Annotated in this window: 17 protein-coding genes, 1 rRNA gene and 1 pseudogene (1 of these 19 running past the window's edge); 17 read left to right on the forward strand and 2 right to left on the reverse strand. The window is 62.6% G+C overall.

Features of this window, described 5'->3' with window-relative positions:
- Positions 1 to 498: pseudogene (locus AXF19_RS04305) on the forward strand (hypothetical protein); the annotation flags it as partial.
- A complete protein-coding gene (locus AXF19_RS04310) occupies positions 491 to 1951 on the forward strand; it encodes a protein kinase domain-containing protein (protein ID WP_066845536.1) in 1461 nt (486 codons plus the stop codon). The pseudogene AXF19_RS04305 and the gene AXF19_RS04310, both read left to right, overlap by 8 nt.
- Before the next feature lie 24 nt (positions 1952 to 1975).
- Here AXF19_RS04310 and AXF19_RS15125 read toward each other — a convergent pair whose 3' ends face one another.
- On the reverse strand, positions 1976 to 2101 hold the full coding sequence (locus tag AXF19_RS15125) for a secretion protein HlyD (protein ID WP_084784859.1): 126 nt from the start codon (positions 2099 to 2101) through the stop codon (positions 1976 to 1978).
- A gap of 137 nt (positions 2102 to 2238) precedes the next feature.
- Between AXF19_RS15125 and AXF19_RS04315 the strand changes: the two genes are divergently transcribed.
- The 14 genes from AXF19_RS04315 (at position 2239) to AXF19_RS15130 (ending at position 16400) form a co-directional block, all read left to right on the forward strand.
- Positions 2239 to 4875 (forward strand): calcium-translocating P-type ATPase, PMCA-type, encoded by a 2637-nt coding sequence (locus tag AXF19_RS04315; protein WP_084784766.1) that lies wholly within the window; start codon positions 2239 to 2241, stop codon positions 4873 to 4875.
- Between the two features lie 42 nt (positions 4876 to 4917).
- Entirely contained in the window at positions 4918 to 6216 is a 1299-nt protein-coding gene (locus AXF19_RS04320) for a TerD family protein (RefSeq protein ID WP_066845542.1), read from the forward strand.
- Between the two features lie 177 nt (positions 6217 to 6393).
- On the forward strand, positions 6394 to 7002 hold the full coding sequence (locus AXF19_RS04325) for a TerD family protein (RefSeq protein ID WP_066845545.1): 609 nt from the start codon (positions 6394 to 6396) through the stop codon (positions 7000 to 7002).
- An 80-nt stretch (positions 7003 to 7082) separates the two neighbouring features.
- Positions 7083 to 7661, forward strand: a complete 579-nt coding sequence (locus AXF19_RS04330) for a TerD family protein (RefSeq protein ID WP_066845549.1) — start codon at positions 7083 to 7085, stop codon at positions 7659 to 7661.
- Between the two features lie 151 nt (positions 7662 to 7812).
- Positions 7813 to 8496, forward strand: a complete 684-nt coding sequence (locus AXF19_RS04335; protein ID WP_066845552.1) for a TIGR00266 family protein — start codon at positions 7813 to 7815, stop codon at positions 8494 to 8496.
- Between the two features lies 1 nt (position 8497).
- Entirely contained in the window at positions 8498 to 9082 is a 585-nt protein-coding gene (locus AXF19_RS04340) for a TerD family protein (RefSeq protein ID WP_066845554.1), read from the forward strand.
- 120 nt (positions 9083 to 9202) lie between these two features.
- Positions 9203 to 10060, forward strand: coding sequence for a TerD family protein (locus AXF19_RS04345; protein WP_066845557.1), 858 nt, complete (start codon positions 9203 to 9205; stop codon positions 10058 to 10060).
- 13 nt (positions 10061 to 10073) lie between these two features.
- A complete protein-coding gene (locus AXF19_RS04350; protein ID WP_066850049.1) occupies positions 10074 to 11060 on the forward strand; it encodes an HpcH/HpaI aldolase/citrate lyase family protein in 987 nt (328 codons plus the stop codon).
- A 12-nt stretch (positions 11061 to 11072) separates the two neighbouring features.
- Positions 11073 to 12086: an ATP-grasp domain-containing protein gene (locus AXF19_RS04355; RefSeq protein WP_066845559.1), complete on the forward strand. Its 1014-nt coding sequence runs from the start codon at positions 11073 to 11075 to the stop codon at positions 12084 to 12086.
- Positions 12087 to 12091: 5 nt separating this feature from the next.
- The gene (locus tag AXF19_RS04360; protein ID WP_237141692.1) at positions 12092 to 13231 is read left to right on the forward strand and encodes a phosphoribosyltransferase domain-containing protein; all 1140 of its coding nucleotides are present in this window, start codon (positions 12092 to 12094) and stop codon (positions 13229 to 13231) included.
- Between the two features lie 13 nt (positions 13232 to 13244).
- Positions 13245 to 14294 carry a cysteine protease StiP family protein gene (locus tag AXF19_RS04365; protein ID WP_066845563.1) on the forward strand — a complete coding sequence of 350 codons (1050 nt, stop codon included), beginning with the start codon at positions 13245 to 13247 and terminating at the stop codon, positions 14292 to 14294.
- A gap of 1 nt (position 14295) precedes the next feature.
- On the forward strand, positions 14296 to 15048 hold the full coding sequence (locus AXF19_RS04370) for an HAD family hydrolase (protein ID WP_066845565.1): 753 nt from the start codon (positions 14296 to 14298) through the stop codon (positions 15046 to 15048).
- 59 nt (positions 15049 to 15107) lie between these two features.
- Positions 15108 to 15887 (forward strand): nucleoside/nucleotide kinase family protein, encoded by a 780-nt coding sequence (locus AXF19_RS04375; protein ID WP_237141693.1) that lies wholly within the window; start codon positions 15108 to 15110, stop codon positions 15885 to 15887.
- Positions 15888 to 16286: 399 nt separating this feature from the next.
- Positions 16287 to 16400: a secretion protein HlyD gene (locus AXF19_RS15130; RefSeq protein WP_084784860.1), complete on the forward strand. Its 114-nt coding sequence runs from the start codon at positions 16287 to 16289 to the stop codon at positions 16398 to 16400.
- Position 16401: 1 nt separating this feature from the next.
- On the opposite strand, the gene clpX is transcribed toward AXF19_RS15130, so the two are convergent.
- Positions 16402 to 17694: an ATP-dependent Clp protease ATP-binding subunit ClpX gene (gene clpX, locus AXF19_RS04380; RefSeq protein WP_066845571.1), complete on the reverse strand. Its 1293-nt coding sequence runs from the start codon at positions 17692 to 17694 to the stop codon at positions 16402 to 16404.
- Positions 17695 to 18097: 403 nt separating this feature from the next.
- Here clpX and AXF19_RS04385 point away from each other — a divergent pair.
- Positions 18098 to 18367, forward strand: a 16S ribosomal RNA gene (locus AXF19_RS04385); it runs 1524 nt beyond the window's last position.

Below are 18367 nucleotides of genomic sequence, written 5' to 3' on the forward strand. Positions count from 1 at the left end.
CTCACGAGCGACGGCATGACGGACATCGCCGCCCTGCAGCGGCGCACACTCGTCTCGCGCGGTGTCTGCGACCTGCTGCTCACAATGACGGACGGCGTGGCGGACGATTATTTCAGCGAGAGCGAGCTGCACCGCCTCTGCCTCGACCTCGCACTGAACGGCATCCTGCCCTCTGCAGCGGAGGAGGCGATGTTCACGCGGGCGGAGGTGGATCTCCTGCGCAGCCTGCCGCACCCCGAGGCATTCCCGTGGGTCAACGACAAGGAGGAGCTCATCGCGCTGCACGATGCGCGGCGGTGCTGCCGCATGGCGCAGTGCACCGTGGAGGAACTCTGGCAGAACGCGCACGTGCTGCCGCTTGCTGCCGCAGATACGAGCATGGCGGGCATTACGGAACACGCGCAGCGCCTCGAGATCTGGCTGGACAACTATATGGAGCGCGGCTCGTTCGACGACCGCACGCTCGCACTCCTGCGGATGGGGACACGACATGTCTAGGCGCGCGGAGGCCGTGCTCGCCGACGGCAGGAGGATTCCCTACATCATCACGGACAACCCGCCGCAGGGCGGGATGAAATACACCTACTTTGCACCGGACAGATCCTATGTCGTCCAGTTCTTCCACGATCCCGACATCGTGGACGAGGCACTGCGCGACCGTCTCACGGCAATCATCGGGCGCTACAATCCGACGTGCTCCGAGGAGGCGGGCGGCGCGCGCGGCAACACGGAGGCGGCGGCGGCGTACTTTGCCGAGCTGTTCTGCTGGCCGGTGGCAGTCGTCGAGCGCCCCGAGTTCGGCATCGTCTGCCCCACCTATCCGAAGAAATTCTTCTTCGGGGCGGACGCCTCCTCCACGTTGGAGCTGGCGGGCAGGGACAAGAAGGGGAGCTGGTTCACGGGGCGTGTGCGCAGATACCTCGCACCGCAGGAATGCGGCAGCTTCCAGACCATGCTGCGCCTGTCCATCTCGCTCGCGCGCGCTGTGCGCCGCATGCATCAGGCGGGACTGGCACACTCCGACCTCTCGTGCAACAATGTGCTCATCGATCCCGTGAGCGGCAGCTGCGTCGTCATCGACATCGACTCGCTCGTTGTGCCGGGACTCTACCCGCCCGAGGTGGCGGGGACGAAGGGCTATATCGCGCCCGAGGTACTCGCGGGAATGGGGCAGCCGGGGGCGCGACAGCGTGCCGTGCCGGGGCTCCTGACCGACCTCTTTGCGCTGCCCGTGCTGCTCTATCAGTATCTCCTGAAGCGGCATCCGCTCGAGGGGCCGAAGAACTACGACCTGCCCGCCGAGGAGGCGGACTTCCTGATCTACGGGGAAAAGGCGCTGTTCGCCGAGCATCCCTCCGACCACAGCAACCGCCCGCATGACCTGCGCGTGACCATCCGCGACCTCGGGCCATATCTCGAAAAGCTCTTTCTGCGCGCCTTTGTGGACGGTCTGCATGAACCCGAGGCACGCCCGTCGGCGCTCGAGTGGGAGAAGGCGCTCGTGCGGACGTGGGATCTCCTGCAGCCGTGCGCGGGGGCCGACTGTCCGGAGCGCTTCTTCGTCCTGCACGACCCGTCGGATCCGCGCTGCCCCTTCTGCGGGACGCGCGTGCCGGAGGACCGCGTCCTGCATCTGCGGCGTATGTGCCGCGTGCGCGGCAAGCGCGGGCAGTGGATGGAGACGGGGCGGCTGAACGTCTACGACGGCCTGCCGCTCTTCCCGTGGCATTTCCACGCCCGCATCTTTCCCGATGAGAAGGCGCAGGATCGCACGGTGCAGGCATATCTGTCACGGCAAAGCGGGGCGTGGCATCTCGTGAACAACGGTTCGGACTGCCTGTACGACGGCGCGGGGCAGCAGATCCCGCAGGGCAGGACGATGCCTCTCGTGCCGGGCGCACTGTTCGGCACGTGGACAGAGGATGAGGGCATCCTGTGGACGGGCGTATGAGTGGGCGGGCTGCCTCCGCTTATGTTAGGGAAGCACTGATAAATTCAGCCCCGCCATCTTGACGCATCTTTTTTGCCCGCACTGTGTCGGCAAATCCTCCACATAGCCCTTGCTATGCGTCCGGTTTGCCTCCTTGTTCGGACGAAAAATCTACGCCAATCTGACGGACTTCATTTTATCAGCGATTCCCTAGGGGGTGATTCCGCGCTTGACCGCACGGACTTTCATGATACAATGGGAGAGATTGGAAGATTTATCCACCATCAGGGGAAATGAGGAGAACATGTATGAAGATTCAAGGGCTGTCGGATGAGGCAGTGCGCGCCGCACGCGAACAGTACGGCACGAACGCGCTCACGGAGCAGGCGGGAGAGGGCTTCTGGGAGAAGCTGAAGGGGAACTTTGACGACCCCATCATCAAGATTCTCTGCATCGCGCTCGGCATCAATGTGATCTTTGCCTTCATGGGGCAGGTCGAATGGTACGAGTCCGTGGGCATCGCGCTCGCGGTCATCCTCGCCACCTCCGTGGCAACGTATTCCGAGTATCAGAACGAGAACGCGTTCCGGAAGCTCCAGGAGGAGGCCTCGCTCATCAAGTGCAAGGTCTACCGCAGCGGCGTGTTGCAGGAGATCCCCATCGACGACATTGTCATGGGGGACTACGTCCTGCTGCAGACGGGTGACAAGGTGCCGGCGGACGGCGTCATCTGTGACGGTTCGATCCGGGTCGACCAGTCCGTGCTGAACGGCGAGGCGAAGGAGGCGACGAAGACGTCCGCCCCCGAGGGGGATACAGAGACGGATGCGGGCGCGGACTTCCTCCATCCGCACAAGGTCTTTCGCGGCTCGGTTGTCTGCGACGGCAACGCTGTCATGCGCACGACGACGCTCGGCGACAAGACGCACTACGGGCAGATTGCAGGTGAGCTGCAGGGGGACGAGGATCGCGATACGCCGCTGAAGCTGAAGCTCTCCGCGCTGGCGGGACAGATCAGCAACTTCGGCTACATTGGCGGCGTCGCCATTGCAATCGCCTTCATGTTCCAGCGCCTCGTGATCCACAACGGTTTCGAGATGGCGCGCATCATCGCGTACTGCTCCAACTGGCTGACTGTCGTCAACGACCTCGTGGAGGCGGTCATGCTCGCGGTCATCATCATCGTGGTTGCCGTGCCCGAAGGACTGCCCCTGATGATCGCCATTGTCTCGGCGCAGAATATGGGCAAGATGCTCAAGGACAACATCCTCGTGCGCAAGATCTCGGGCATCGAGACGGCGGGCAGCCTGAACCTCCTCTTCAGCGACAAGACCGGGACGATCACGAAGGGACAGCTCGAGGCGGTCGCCTTCGTCGACGGCGCGGGCAGGGAGTACGCCTCCTACAAGGAGCTCGGTGCGGGTCTTGGAAAACTCGTGAACCTCAGCGTGCGCTACAATACGAGTGCCGTCATCAACGACACAGAGGCGGTCGGCGGAAATGCGACGGAGCGCGCAATCTTCGGCTTCGTCGCGGGCGCGGGCGCGGAGATGGATGAGACGGTCAGGAACATGGTGCCCTTCAACAGTCGGAACAAGTACTCTCTTGCTGAGGTTGCGGGCACGTACAACGTGACGCTTGCCAAGGGTGCGCCGGAGAAACTCCTCGCACTCTGCGATGCCTACTATGATGAGGACGGCACGAAGCGTCCTCTGACGAGCGCGGCGCCGATCACGGAGGCGATCGACCGGCTTGCAGCGCGCGCCATCCGCGTGCTCGCGCTCGCCGTCTACGAGGGGGAGATCCCTGCGGACGGGACGCTGCCGGCGAGCGGGCTGGTCTTCGTCGGTGCGGTCGGCATCCGCGACGAGGTGCGCCCCGAGTCCGTCGAGGCAATCGCGCGCGTGCAGAAGGCGGGCGTGCAGGTCGTCATGATCACGGGCGACCGTCAGGATACGGCGCTTGCAATCGCGCGGGAAGCAGGGCTGCTGGATCAGGCGGATGCCGTCGTCATGACCTCGGACGAGCTGGCGGCGCTCGGCGATGACGAGGTCAAGGCACTCCTGCCGCGTCTGCGCGTTGTGGCGCGTGCCCTGCCGACGGACAAGAGCCGCCTCGTGCGCCTCGCGCAGGAGATGAATCTCGTCGTCGGCATGACGGGCGACGGCGTGAACGATTCGCCGGCGCTCAAGAGGGCTGATGTCGGCTTTGCGATGGGCGGCGGCACGGAGGTTGCGAAGGAGGCGAGTGAGATCGTCATCCTCGACGACAACTTCAAGTCCATCGGGCGTGCGATCCTTTACGGGCGCACGATCTACAACAGCATCCGCAAGTTCATCATCTTCCAGCTGACGATCAACGTCGCCGCCGTCCTGATCTCCTTCGTCTCGCCTCTGCTGGGCATGGAGAATCCGCTCTCGATCACGCAGTTCCTCTGGATCAACCTCGTCATGGATACGCTGGCGGCGCTCGCCTTCGGCGGAGAACCGGCACTGCGGCGCTATATGGACGAGCGGCCGAAGCGGCGCGATGAGAACATCATCAGCAGGTATATGACCTCCTCCATCGCCGTCGGCTCGCTCTGGTGCTTTGCAACGAGCCTGTTCTTCCTCATGAGCGGCACGGCACACGCGTATTTCCGTGAGGATCCCGCGAACATCTATCTCCTGACGGGATACTTTGCCTTCTTCATCTTTATGGCGGTGTTCAACGCGTTCAACGCGCGTACGGACGCCAAGAATCTCTTTGACAACATTACGGGGAACATGGGCTTCCTGCGCGTGATGGGCATCATCGTCGTCGTGCAGGTTCTCATGATCTACTTCGGCGGCGTGATCCTGCGCTGCTACGGACTGACAGGGACGGAGTGGCTGTTCGTGCTCGCTCTGGCGTTCACCGTCGTGCCGGTCGACCTCGTTCGCAAGGCACTCGTCGGCAGGTCGTAAGCGGTCAGGAGCACCGTCCCATAGACGGATAGGAGGACTCGTATGGAGCGCATCAACAAGGGGCAGAAAATCGATCTGACGAAGTACCGCAGAGATCTGCGGTACGTGCGGGTCGGCATGGGCTGGCAGGGCGCAGGGGGACCGGAGGTGGATACCGCCGTATTCCTGCTCGGCGCGGACGGCAGGGCGGCGTGTGACGAGGATTTCGTATTCTACGGCAACCCGCGTCACAGGACGGGTGCGGTAGTGCATCGCGCAGATCCTGCGGGCGGTGACCGGCAGGAGGTGGAGGTCGATCTCGCCGCCGTGCCCGCCGCCGTACAGAAGCTCGCGTTCACCGCCACCATCTACGAGGCAGAGACGCGGCGGCAGAGCTTCGGGCAGGTCGCAGGGATGTATATCCGCCTTGTCGATGCGGCGGATGGGACGGAGCTGCTCCGCTATGAGACGGGCGGGGGCTTCTCCGTGGAGACCGCCATTGTCGTCGGCGAACTCTACCGCTACAAGGGCGTGTGGAAATTCAGCGCCGTCGGTGCGGGATTCAGCGGAGGGCTTGCGGCACTCTGCGGGAACTTCGGGATCGAGGTGAGCGCGGAACCTGCTGCGCCGCCACCACCGCCGCCTCCATCGCCACAGCCGCGCCCCACGCCGATACCGCCGCGTCCGGCTCCGCTACCCCCGCGACCTGCGGCACCTCCACCACCGCCTCCCCCGCCACCGGCACCGCCGCGCAAGGTGGAGCTGAAGAAGGGGCAGAAGGTCAGCCTCGTCAAGGGCGGTGGAGCGCTCGGAGAGATCTCCATCAACCTCAACTGGAATCAGCATCCGAAGAACAAGAAGAGCGGCGGCTTCCTCTCCTCCCTCTTCGGCGGCTCGGACGGCATCGACCTCGATCTCGGCTGCCTCTACGAGCTGAGTGACGGGGATATCGGCTGCGTGCAGGCACTGGGGGATGACTTCGGCAGCCTCTCGTATCGCCCGTGGATTGCGCTCGACGGCGATGACCGTACGGGGGCGAGTGCGGGGGGCGAGACCCTGCGCGTCAACGGCAGCAAGGTGCGCGAGATCCGGCGCATCCTCGTCTATACCTTCATCTACGAGGGCGTTGCGAACTGGCAGGAGGCGGACGGCCTTGTCACGGTTCGGTGCCCCGGCAGCCCCGACATCGTCGTGCGCATGGATGAGTACGGCTCGTCGCAGGGGATGTGTGCCATCGCCATGCTGGAGAGTCACGACGGCACGATGAGTGTCGAGAAGCTCGTGCGCTTCTTCCGGGGGCACGAGAGCCTTGACCGCGCGTATCACTGGGGGCTCCGCTGGGAGGCGGGGAGCAAGGACTGACGGGGACATTTGTCGTGTCCGTATCCCTGTATTTTGCAAAAAATCAAAATTTTTCCGGATGACATGAAGGAAAAATGCACCGTAGAGTCGAATTCTGTCCGAGTAGGTTTTTTTGATATGTGTTTTGATGTGTGATATGAGATTGTGTCAGACAGGAGCGGCATAGGAGGAAGAAATATGGGCGTAAACTTGCAGAAGGGGCAGAAGGTCAGCCTGAAGAAGGCGGACGGGCATGCACTCACGCGCATCTGCGTCGGACTGGGCTGGGATCCCGCCGTGCAGGAGAAGAAGGGGGGCGGCTTCCTCGGCTCGCTCTTCGGCGGCGGCTCGACGCAGGACGTTGACTGTGATGCGAGCGTCTTCGTCTGTCGCGGGGGGCATCTGACCTCCGTTGAGGACATCGTCTATTTCGGTAATCTCACGCACGCCTCCGGCGCAATTCGCCATACGGGCGACAACCTGACGGGGGACGGCGAGGGCGACGACGAGCAGATCCTCGTCGATCTCGCGAACGTGCCCGATATGTATGACAAGCTCATCTTCGTCGTCAACATCTACGACGCGGTGAAGCGCAAGCAGGACTTCGGTATGATTGCAAACGCCTTCATCCGCATCTGCGACGACAGCGGGGAGTTCTGTCGGTACAGCCTTACGGACAGCTACGCCGGGATGACGGCGCTGATCTTCGGGGAGATCTACCGCTATAACGGCGAGTGGAAGTTCAATGCGATCGGACAGGGGACGAAGGACGGCGGGCTGCGCGAGCTTGCCAAGAAGTTCCAGTGAGTCATCATGCCTTGACGGCTTGATTATAGCAGAGCGGCACATGCGTGCCGGCGGCAGATTCTTGCATAGGAGGAATCATCATGGCGATCAGTTTGAAAAAGGGACAGAAGGTCGATCTCACGAAGGGCAATCCGGGGCTCTCGAAGCTCCTGATCGGTCTTGGCTGGGACACGAACAAGTATGACGGCGGGGCGGATTTCGACCTCGATGCGTCGGCATTCCTGCTCGGACCTGACGAGAAGGTGACGGGGGATGCGGACTTCATCTTCTACGGCAACCTGCAGCATGCCTCGGGTGCGGTCGAGCACACGGGCGACAACCTGACGGGCGAGGGCGAGGGCGATGACGAGCAGATCAAGGTGGATCTCTCGAAGGTGCCCGCCTCGATCGATAAGATCGACTTCACGGTGACGATCTACGAGCCGGAGGAGCGCAAGCAGAACTTCGGACAGGTCTCGAACGCATTCATCCGCGTCGTGAACGAGACGAGCGGGGAGGAGCTGATCCGCTTCGACCTCGGCGAGGACTTCTCCATTGAGACGGCGGTCGTCGTTGGCAGACTCTACCGCCAGGGCGCAGAGTGGAAGTTCAACGCCATCGGCTCCGGCTACAGCGGCGGGCTTGCAGCACTCGGCAAGGCGTATGGTGTCAATATCTGAGGAAGCGCTGAGTTTATCGGTGCTTCATCGAGACGGCTTTTCTCAAAGCGCCTCGGGGCTTTGCCCTGAGGCGTTTTGAAAATATATTCGTCACCGGGGTGGAGCACCGCTCTTTACGGAATCAGCGATTCCGGGGTCAGGAGGAAGTGCGATGGACTATCGGATTCTATACCCTGAGGCATTCCCTGTAGTGGAGTGTTCTCTGGCGCGGGGTGAGGCAATCAAGGCAGAGTCGGACGCGATGATCGCGATGGACGCGACCGTTGATGTCGAGGGCAAGATGGAGGGCGGTCTGCTCGGCGGACTCGTGCGACGCGTCTTCACAGAGGAGAGCTTCTTCATGCAGCGGCTCGTCGCCTCGCGCGGCGCGGGCAAGGTGCTGTTCGGGCATCCGCTGCCGGGCGGCATCATGGACGTGGAGCTGGACGGCTCGTACGGGATGATCGTGCAGAAGGGCGGCTTCCTTGCCGCCGAGGAGAGCATCCAGGTCGACTCGAAGATGCAGGGGCTGATGAAGGGGCTTTTCTCGCAGGAGGGCTTCTTCCTCCTGAAGCTCACGGGACGCGGCATCGCCTTCCTGAGCAGCTACGGGGTCATCCATGCGCTCGAGCTTGCGGCGGGGGAGGAGATCGTCATCGACAACGGACATCTCGTCGCGTGGCCGGACTATATGGACTACAAGGTGGAGAAGGCGTCCAACGGCTGGGTATCCAGCATCATGTCGGGCGAATGCCTCGTCTGCCGCTTCAGGGGACCCGGTCCCGTCCTCATCCAGACGCGGAACCCCTCCGGATTCGAGGAGTGGATCCGCTCGATTGCAAAGAAAGGAGCCTAATATGGCAGTCAATCTTTCCAAAGGACAGCGCGTGAGTCTCGACAAGGGGATGAAGATGGCGCTGATCGGCCTCGGCTGGGATGTGAACCAGTACGACGGCGGTGCGGACTTCGACCTTGATGCCTCGGCGTTCCTGCTCGGTGCGAACGGCAAGGTGCGCAAGGACGAGGACTTCATCTTCTACGGGAATCTCGACAGCTCGGACGGCTCGGTGCATCATACGGGCGACAACCTGACGGGTGAGGGCGAGGGCGACGACGAGGTGCTCGTCATCGACTTCTCGAAGATCCCGCCCGACATCGACAAGATCGCCATCACGGTGACGATCTACGAGGCGCCCGTGCGCCGTCAGAACTTCGGGCAGGTCTCCAATGCCTATGTGCGTGTTGCGCGCATGGCGAACGAGCAGGATATGCAGGGCACGGAGGTGCTGCGCTTCGACCTTGTGGAGGAGTTCTCCGTCGAGACGGCGCTCGTCGTCTGCGAGATCTACCGCCACGGCGGCGAGTGGAAGTTCAATGCGGTGGGCGCGGGCTACCAGGGCGGACTGGAAGCCCTCTGCCGCGCGTACGGCGTGAACGTCTGAGTTTTTCGGGGCTGCTGCACGCAGGCGTTTCCCGATGGCATCCGATCCGCCATCGAACATCGCGGTCGGATGTACGGGGGGCGCGGTGTGCGGCAGCCCTTTTTTGACGGAGATACGGTGATGAAGAGAGAGCAGGCAAGGAACAGTGTCCCGGCGCAGGAACTGCCGAGGCTCATCGAGCTGGGGGCGTTTGCGGCGGAGCAGGAAAACGAGTTTGCCATCTCCGTGACAGTGGATCGGGAGATGCAGGTGCAGACGGAGATCGACGACGCGGAGATCAGCCCCACGCTTCTGCCGGCGGGAGCGGGCAGCGTCCGTCTGAAACTGCCCCCCATGCGCGCGGGAGTACTCCTCCACGGCGCGCTCATCTTCGGCGGGGGGCAGGGGGGACACCGTCTCTATGTCACGGGACGTGCGGCGGCGGACGCCCCCGTGCGGACGGGTGCGCCCATCGGGCTGCTGCCCGTCCTCGTGCGGGGGGAGCGCCTGAGCGTCGGTGCGGACGATGTGCTCACCTTTCTCTATGAGGATGCGGGGCGTGCGGCGGGTATCGAGGTGGATGCCTATGTCTTTCGCCTCTATGAGAACGGACGCGTGCGCGGCGATGCGGATCTCGTCTTCTTCGGCAATCGTGCCGCCGAGGACGGCAGTCTCCGCGTGGAGGAGGGCACGCGCATCGGCGCGGTCATCGACGTGGCGTGCCTTGCGGCGGACGCTGCGCGCATTGTCGTCTGCTTCTCCGTCTATGACGACGGCACGGGCAGGGATTTCTCAGAGACCCGCAGCCCTGCCGTTATCCTGTGCGAGGGGGACGCACCGCAGTACCGCTTTCCGCTCGATGCGCTGCACCGCGAGAAGACGGTGGTCGCGGCGGAGCTGTACCGCTATCGTGGCGCGTGGAAGCTGCGGCTCGTCGGGGCGGGCTACGAGGCGGGGCTGGCGCGCCTGTGCGAGGAGTACGGGCTGAATGTGGAATGATGGGGGACATCCGATGAAAGACAGGGAAAACCTGCAGTACAGGGTGGGCGGGCTGCTCTACATGCCCGCCTATCAGGAGAACATTGTAGAGAAGATCCGCGCAAACGTGCAGCCGTACCTGACCTCGGTCTGCTTCTGCCTCGAGGATGCAATCAACGATACGGCGGTCGCGGATGCCGAGCGTGCGCTGCGGGAGACGCTCCGCGTGCTGAAGCAGCTCTACGAGGAGGAGGGGCGCAGGAAGCCGCTCCTCTTCGTGCGTGTGCGGACGGCGGATCATATGCAGCACTTCGTCGACTTCGTTGGGGAGGCGGGCTCGGTGCTCACGGGCTATGTCCTGCCCAAGGTGAACCTCGGCAACGTGGAGGCGTATATGGAGATCATGCGCGGTCTCGGGCAGGATCCCGCGCGCCGCCGCTATATCATGCCCGTCCTCGAAAGCCCCTCCATTGCGGGCATCAAGAGCCGCAGCGCGGTGCTGGGGGAGCTGAAGGCGGTCTTCGACGCGCACCGTGAGTATGTGCTGAACATCCGCGTCGGAGGCAACGATTTCAGCAACCTCTACGGCGTGCGCCGCTCGATTGCGCACACAATCTATTCGGTTGGCGTCGTGCGGGACATCCTCGTGGACATTCTGAATATTTTCGCGCGTGACTACGTGGTCTCGGGTCCCGTCTGGAACTATTTCGGCGAGGATCCTGCGGGGCTTTGGGCAAAGGGGCTGAAAAGGGAACTGGAATACGACCGCATGAACGGCTTCATCGGCAAGACGGTCATCCATCCCGCCCAGCTGCCCTTTGTGTTCGACAGCCTGCGCGTGCGGCGCGCGGACTATGAGGATGCACGCATGATCCTCGACTGGAAGGATGCACGCGCGGGCGTCCGGAAGAGCTGGGACGGCACGCGTATGAACGAGGTCAAGACCCATGGAAAATGGGCGGCGCGTATCATGGCGCTCGCCGAGATCTACGGGGTAAAGGAAGAGGAGACGCACGCCTGAGGAGGGATATCCATGCGCGTATGGTTCAATCGCTGGTTCAGCACGGCATATCATCTGATCACGCTGATGCGTGCGGGCGCGCCCGACGGCACTGTCTTCGTCGGGTCATCACCGAACCCGCATATGCTCTACCGCCTCGTCTGCGATGAATGGGAGGAGGAACCGGCGCTGCCGCCCGGGGAGGAGTATGCCGCGTTCGCACTGCGCTTTTGCAGGGAGCATGCCATTGACGTGTTCTTCCCGCGCCATGCGCTCACAGAGCTTGCGCGGCATCGGGACGCATTCCGCGCGCAGGGGACGATCCTTGCGACGGGGGCGGCGGAGATGATGGCGCTCCTCGATGAAAAGGCGGCGGCGTACGAATTCTTTGCCGCGCGCATGCCCGCGCTCGTCCCCCCCTACCGCGTGGCGCACAGCTATGAGGAGTTCGTCGCGGCGTATGAGGAGCTGCGTCCCCTCTGCGCGCGCGTCTGCTACAAGCTGACGCAGGACGAGGGGGCGCGGACGTTCCGCGTCATCGACGACCGTATCGCAGAGGCGGGGGCGGTCTGGTCGAAGCCCGGCACGAAGCTGACATGGGAGATGGCGCAGAAAATTATGCGCGGCTATGATTTCTCCGTTCCGTTCCTCCTGATGCCCTATCTCGACGGGCGGGAGATCAGCGCGGACTGCATGGAGACGGCGGCGGGACCGATCGTCATCCCGCGTTTCAAGACCGACCACCGCTACTCGGAGGTATGCTTCGATGCGGACATCATGGCGCTCTGCACGGAGGTCATGCAGCATCTGCAGATCGACGTGCCCATCAACATCCAGCTGCGGAGCGACGGCACGCGCTACTTCCTGCTTGAGGTCAATCCGCGTATGTCGGGCGGGCTGCAGCTCTCCTGCCTCGCCTCGGGGATCAATGTGCCCGCGATTGCGCTCAGCCGCCTCGTCGGCACGGAGCTGCCGTGGGCGTATCCGGAGCACGGCGGTGTGCGGCGCGTGGCGAACCTTGAGACACCGCAGCTGCTCGAAGGATGAGGGGGATGCAGATGGACTATACGGCGGACATGGTGCTGCGCGTGGCGCAGCGGCACAGGAATGAGAAGCGCGGCTACCTGCTCGTCAACCCGCTGCAGGGAAAGCATATGCCCGTGCCGCCGCACGCCGCACTCGACATGATGGCGGCGCTCGGCAGGCGCGTTGCCGCACAGCATCCCGAGGCGCGGCTCGTTATCGGCTTTGCCGAGACGGCGACCGCGATCGGCGGCATCGTTGCAGAGGAGATCTCCCCCTCCTGCACCTACATCCAGACGACGCGCGAGAAGCCGGCGGACGTCTCCCGATGGATCGAGTTCATGGAGGAGCACAGCCACGCGCCCGAGCAGCGGCTTGCTGCCGATGCATTGGAGGAGGCGCTCGCGCGGACGGATACGGTCGTCTTTGTGGACGACGAGCTCTCGACGGGCAGGACGCTCTGCAACATCATTGTGCAGATGCGGGCGGCACTGCCCGCCCTCTGCGGAAAGAAGCTCGTGGCGGCGTCGCTCCTGAACCGCCTGACCGAGGCGGATACGGCACGGCTGCGCGCGCACGGTGCGGAGAGCATCGCGCTCCTGCACCTGCCGGAGGGGGACTATGAGGCGCGCGCGGCGGGGATTGCCGCACACGCACCGGAGGTCTGTGCCCCCGAGAGGGCGATCCCCTGCCGGCGGCTCGTGCTGCCCTCGTGCAGGACGCCGCGCACGGGCGTCATGATCGGGGACTACATGGCACACTGGCGGGAGGAGGGGCATCGTCTCGCCGCGTCCCTGCCGTGGGGGGCGGGGGAGCGCGTGCTCGTCCTCGGGACGGAGGAGTGCATGCTGCCGGGGCTGCTCATTGGCAGGGCGGTCGAGGAGCGCGGCGCGGATCATGTCTGCTTTCATGCGACAACGCGCAGCCCCATCGGTATCGCAACGGCGGAGGGCTATCCCATCCGTGCGGGATGGCAGCTGCAGAGCTTTTACGAGGCGGGGCGCACGACCTACATCTACAATTTGGAGCCGTATGACCACGTGCTCATCGTGACAGATGCGGCGCAGGCGGTGGAGGACGGCGTGCAGAGCCTCCTCGCCGCACTCGGGAGGAGCGGCAGCACGGACATCGTCTGCCTGACGGCGGGCGGCTGCGGAAAGGATGAATAGGAGGGAGCGGACGATGTTCAGCAGCTATCGTGCGGAGGATGTGACCATCCTCCTAAAGGACATCACGGGGTGCATCGACCCCCTGCCGACGGCGGAGCGGGAGCGTCTCATCCAGTCGGGGCACCACTACTCGGAGATGCTGCCGCTGGAATACGAGCCGACGGAGAAATATCTGGAGGCGTATGCCGACGCCCTCGCGCGCTATGCGGGGATCACGGCGCAGGCGACGGCACGTCTCGCGGAGCAGATCTATGCGGAAAAGGGCGCGGATGCCGCGCTCGTCTCGCTTGCGCGCGCGGGCACGCCCATCGGGATCCTGCTGAAACACTATATCCGACAGCGCTTCGGCGCGGACGTGGCGCACTATACGATCTCCATCATCCGCGGCAGGGGCATCGACGCGAACGCAATGGACTACATCCTCGCACGCCATGCGCCCGCCGCCGTGCAGTTCGTCGACGGCTGGACGGGCAAGGGGGCGATACAGCGCACGCTGGTGGAGGCGGCAGCGCCATATGCGGGGCTGAGCGCAGGGCTTGCCGTGCTCTCGGATCCCGCCTATGTGGCGGAGAAATGCGGGACGCATGACGACTTCCTCATCGCCAGCTCCTGCCTGAACGCAACGGTGTCCGGCCTCCTGAGCCGCACCGTGCTGCGCGCTGACCTCATCGGCCCTGCGGACTTCCACGGGGCGGCGTTCTATGAGGAGCTGCGCGGCAAAGACCTGACCTATGACTTCATCGACAGCGTGGAGCGTCTCTTTCCCCCTGCGGCATACCCGATAGAGGAGGCAGCGGCGCATACCTCGGGGCTCACGGAGGTGGAGCGCATCGCGGCAGACTTCGGCATCGCCGACATCAACCTTGTGAAACCCGGCATCGGGGAGGCGACCCGCGTCCTCCTGCGCCGTCTGCCGTGGAAGCTGCTCGTCCACAGCACGACGGATGAGGAGCGGCTCGGACATCTCTATCAACTGGCAGAGGAGAAGGGCGTGGAGGTCGCAGCATACCCGCTGCGGAACTACCTCGCGTGCGGGCTCATCCGCACACTCGCCGACAACTGATATGGAAGACATCCTGTTTGCATCGGATCTGGACAATACACTGCTCTTCTCGCGCCGCCACAGGCGTGCGGGCGATATCTGCGTGGAGCATCTCGCGGGGGAGGAGCAGGGCTTCATGACACCTCCGACGGTGCAGCACCTGCGCGCCGTGCGCGATGGGCTGCGCTTCATCCCCGTCACAACGCGCTCCGTGGAGCAGTATCTGCGCATCGCATGGCCGGAGGGGACTGCGCCGGAGTACGCCGTGACGACGAACGGCGCCGTCCTCCTCCACCACGGCGCACAGGATGCGGCATGGCGCGCGGAGCACGCGGCGCTCCTCGCAGACGCGCAGGAGGAGATTGCGCGCCAGTACGCGCGGCACGCGGGGCGGGACGCATTCATCCGCTGCCGCATCGTGGACGGCGCGTACCTCTTTACCTACTGCGCCGACCATATCGACCCTGCCGCCTGTGCGGCGCAGTGCAGGGAGGAGACAAGCCTCACCGTCCTGCATTCGGGGCGCAAGATCTACTTCTTCCCCGAGGGGCTGGACAAGGGGGCTGCCGTGCGCGCCCTCTGCCGCCGCTTCGCTCCACGCCGCGTCTATGCTGCCGGCGACAGCGCCATCGACCTGCCGCTCCTCATGGCGGCAGATCATGCCTTTGCCCCCGCAGCCCTCCCCGGCGCGGACAGCCCGCACATACGGAGGCATACGGGCGCAGAGCCGTTCTCCGAGTGGCTGCTCGGCGCACTGCGGGATTTATCCGACTGAGAGATGTCTTGGCTTTGATGCGCTATGTTTTGCCGCAAAATAGGAAAGGAGAGCTCCGCATGCACGAGAAACGATGGCGCTGCTACGCAATGACCGTGAACGGTCTGCCGCAGGAGATCCGCTATAACGAGGCGACCGTAGAGGGGCTTTTCCTGCCGCTCCTGCATCGCCTGACCGCCCTGCAAGTGGAGAAGGACGGGCGCATCCTCGCCTTTCTCGCCGCGCCGCCCGCGACGGGCAAGTCCACCCTCCTGCAATTTATGGAGCAGCTTGCACGGGAGCGAGGTGACCTCCCACGGGGGCAGGCGCTCGGCATGGACGGCTTTCACTACCCGAACAGTTATCTTGCGTCGCATACGATTCTGCGGGATGGCATGGAGATCCCGCTGAAAAATATCAAGGGTGCGCCCGAGACCTTCGACGTGGCGCTGCTTGCAGAAAAGCTCAAAGCCGCAAAGGCGGGCGTGACGACCTTTCCCGTCTATGACCGCCGCATCCACGATCCGCGCCCCGACGCGCTCATTGTGGACGCACCCATCCTCCTCATCGAGGGGAACTGGCTGCTGCTCGACGAGGAGCCGTGGCGGAATCTGCGCGCACTTGCGGATTACAGCATCCGCATCGACGCAGCGCCCGAGCTCCTGCGAGAGCGCCTGATCGGCCGCAAAGTGCAGGGCGGCCTCTCCGAGGCGGAGGCGCGGGCATTCTATGAGGCGAGCGACGCCGCGAACGTCCTGCGCTTTGCGGCGCATGCGGGCGCAGCAGACGAGGTCTGGTGCATGGAGGCGGACGGCGATTTTGTGCGCATAAAGCTGCATACGAAAAATCCCCTGCGGTAACCAGCCGCAGGGGATTTTTGTCGTCCGTTGTGTTATACTGAGGTTGCCACGGCCTTTACCGAAGCCAATATGGTTAGGGGAGGAGGCTATCAGATGACACTAACAGACTTTTTGCTTTCCCTGCTGAACAGTGTACTCGGGAGTATTCTCGGGGCGCTGATTCTGCAGAGGCTGAGGCGGTAGAAGCAGCCGCCATTGTGGCATCAGCCTGACGCGACATTACCGGTCGCAAAGAAAGACCCCTGCGGTTACCAAGCGCAGGGGATTTTCTTTCTTTTGGCCTAAAATGACACATTCAGACTTTCTATGGTTATTATATCATTTTTTTTTGCTTTTTCAAGCCTTAAGGAATCGCTGATAAAATAAAGTCCGTCAGATTGGCGTAGATTTTTCTGTCCGATTGAGGAGGCAAACCGGACGCATAGCAAGGGTTATGTGGAGGATTTGCCGACAAAAAGCGGGCAAAAAAGATGCGCTAAGATGGCGTGGCTGAATTTATCAGTGCTTCCTTAATTCACCCCGCCGCTGCATTCTCGATAATCGGCGCGGCACCCTCGGTGATGCACTCCTTCGTCACGGTGACGCGGCGCGGGGCGCTCTCGCGCGGAATGTCGAACATCACGTCGAGCATGACCTCCTCGATGATGCCCTTGAGGCTGCGTGCGCCCGTCTTGCGCTCGATCGCCTTCTTTGCGACGGCACGCAGGGCGTCCTCGGTGAAGACAAGCTCGACGCCGTCCATTGCGAGCAGCTTCTCGTACTGGCGCACGGGGGCGTTGATGGGTTCTGTGAGAATGCGCAGGAGCGCGTCCTCGTCGAGGGTCTCAAGCGTGCAGATGACAGGCAGGCGCCCGATGATTTCGGGGATGATGCCGTACTCCATCAGATCCTCAGGCGTCACCTGATGGATAAGGCGGTCGAACTCCTTCTCGATATCCTTGCCGCGCACCTCCGCGCCGAAGCCCATCGCGACGTTGCCCTTCCTGAGGCGCTTGGCGATCGTCTTCTCGATGCCGACGAACGCGCCACCGACGATGAAGAGGATGTTTTTCGTATCCACCTTGATGGTCGGCGCCTCGGGATGCTTGCGTTGCCCGCGCGCCGTGAACTCGACGACGCTGCCCTCGAGCATCTTGAGCAGTGCCTGCTGCACGCCCTCATGGCCGGGGTCGGCGGTGATGGAGTTGTTCGCACCCGACTTGCGTGCAATCTTGTCGAACTCGTCGAGGTAGATGATGCCGTGCTCCGCCTTCTCCACGTCCTTGTCCGCCGCATAGTAGAGATTGCGCACGGCGACCTCCACGTCCGCGCCGACGAAGCCCGCCTCCGTCAGGCTCGATGCGTCCGTCACCGCGAACGGCACGTCGAGCAGCTTCGAGAGATGCGAGAGCAGCGCCGTCTTGCCGCAGCCCGAGGGGCCGAGCATGATGACGTTTGACTTCTCGATCTCCGTGTCCTCGCCCTCGTTCTCGTAGCCGTACTTCATGCGCTTGTAGTGGTTGTAGACCGCGACCGCGAGAATCTTCTTCGCACGATCCTGCTTGATAATGTAGGTATCCAAATAATCCTTGATGAGATGCGGGCGCGTCTTGTCGAGCACATCGTCGAGCTGCATGCGGAACGAGCTGCGCTCCTCAGAGGCGACGGACGTGTCGTGCTCGTCGAGGAAGCGGTTGATCTCACGCACGCAGTCTCTGCAGATGGCAAAGCCCGTATTCGGATCGTAGATCGGCATATCGTATTGGTCGCGCACGTCGATGATGCGCTTGCAGAAACTGCACTGATGTTTCACAGGGTTTTTCGGCATTTCTATTTCCTTTCAGGAATGTTTTTCCTATGATAAATTCTATCATAGAATAACACACGCGGGCGAAAGAAACAAGCACAGAAAAACCCTTGATTGTGGTCATATTATAAGGAAAGGAAAAAGATTTGGGAGAAAACATGAAAAAAGATAGGAAAAAGGGGTTGACGAAAGTTTTCGCCTGTGTTATATTATGACAGTCGCGCCGATGAGGGCAGCACGGAGACGAAAACCTCCACAGACCTAGAAACGGCGCCGGATGTACCCTGAAAACTACACAATGCAAAACATGTTAGAATTGAACTAACAAGCCAGATGCAACATCGTTGATGTCAGTCAACGAAACAACAATTCTTTTACAAGAATGAAGTAATGAGCCAACAGGCTCTCGAATAGGGGCAACCCTTTAGCGGAGAGTTTGATCCTGGCTCAGGACGAACGCTGGCGGCGTGCTTAACACATGCAAGTCGAACGGGATAATTTGAGAGCTTGCTCTTAGAGAATCTAGTGGCAAACGGGTGAGTAACACGTAGACAACCTGCCGACAGGATGGGGACAACATTCCGAAAGGAATGCTAATACCGAATGAAGTCGAGGGAGGGCATCCTCTCTCGATGAAAGATGGCCTCTTTTTATGCTATCACCTGTCGATGGGTCTGCGTCTGATTAGCTGGTT

This window comes from Selenomonas sp. oral taxon 126 (assembly GCF_001683335.1).
Taxonomy (GTDB): domain Bacteria; phylum Bacillota; class Negativicutes; order Selenomonadales; family Selenomonadaceae; genus Centipeda.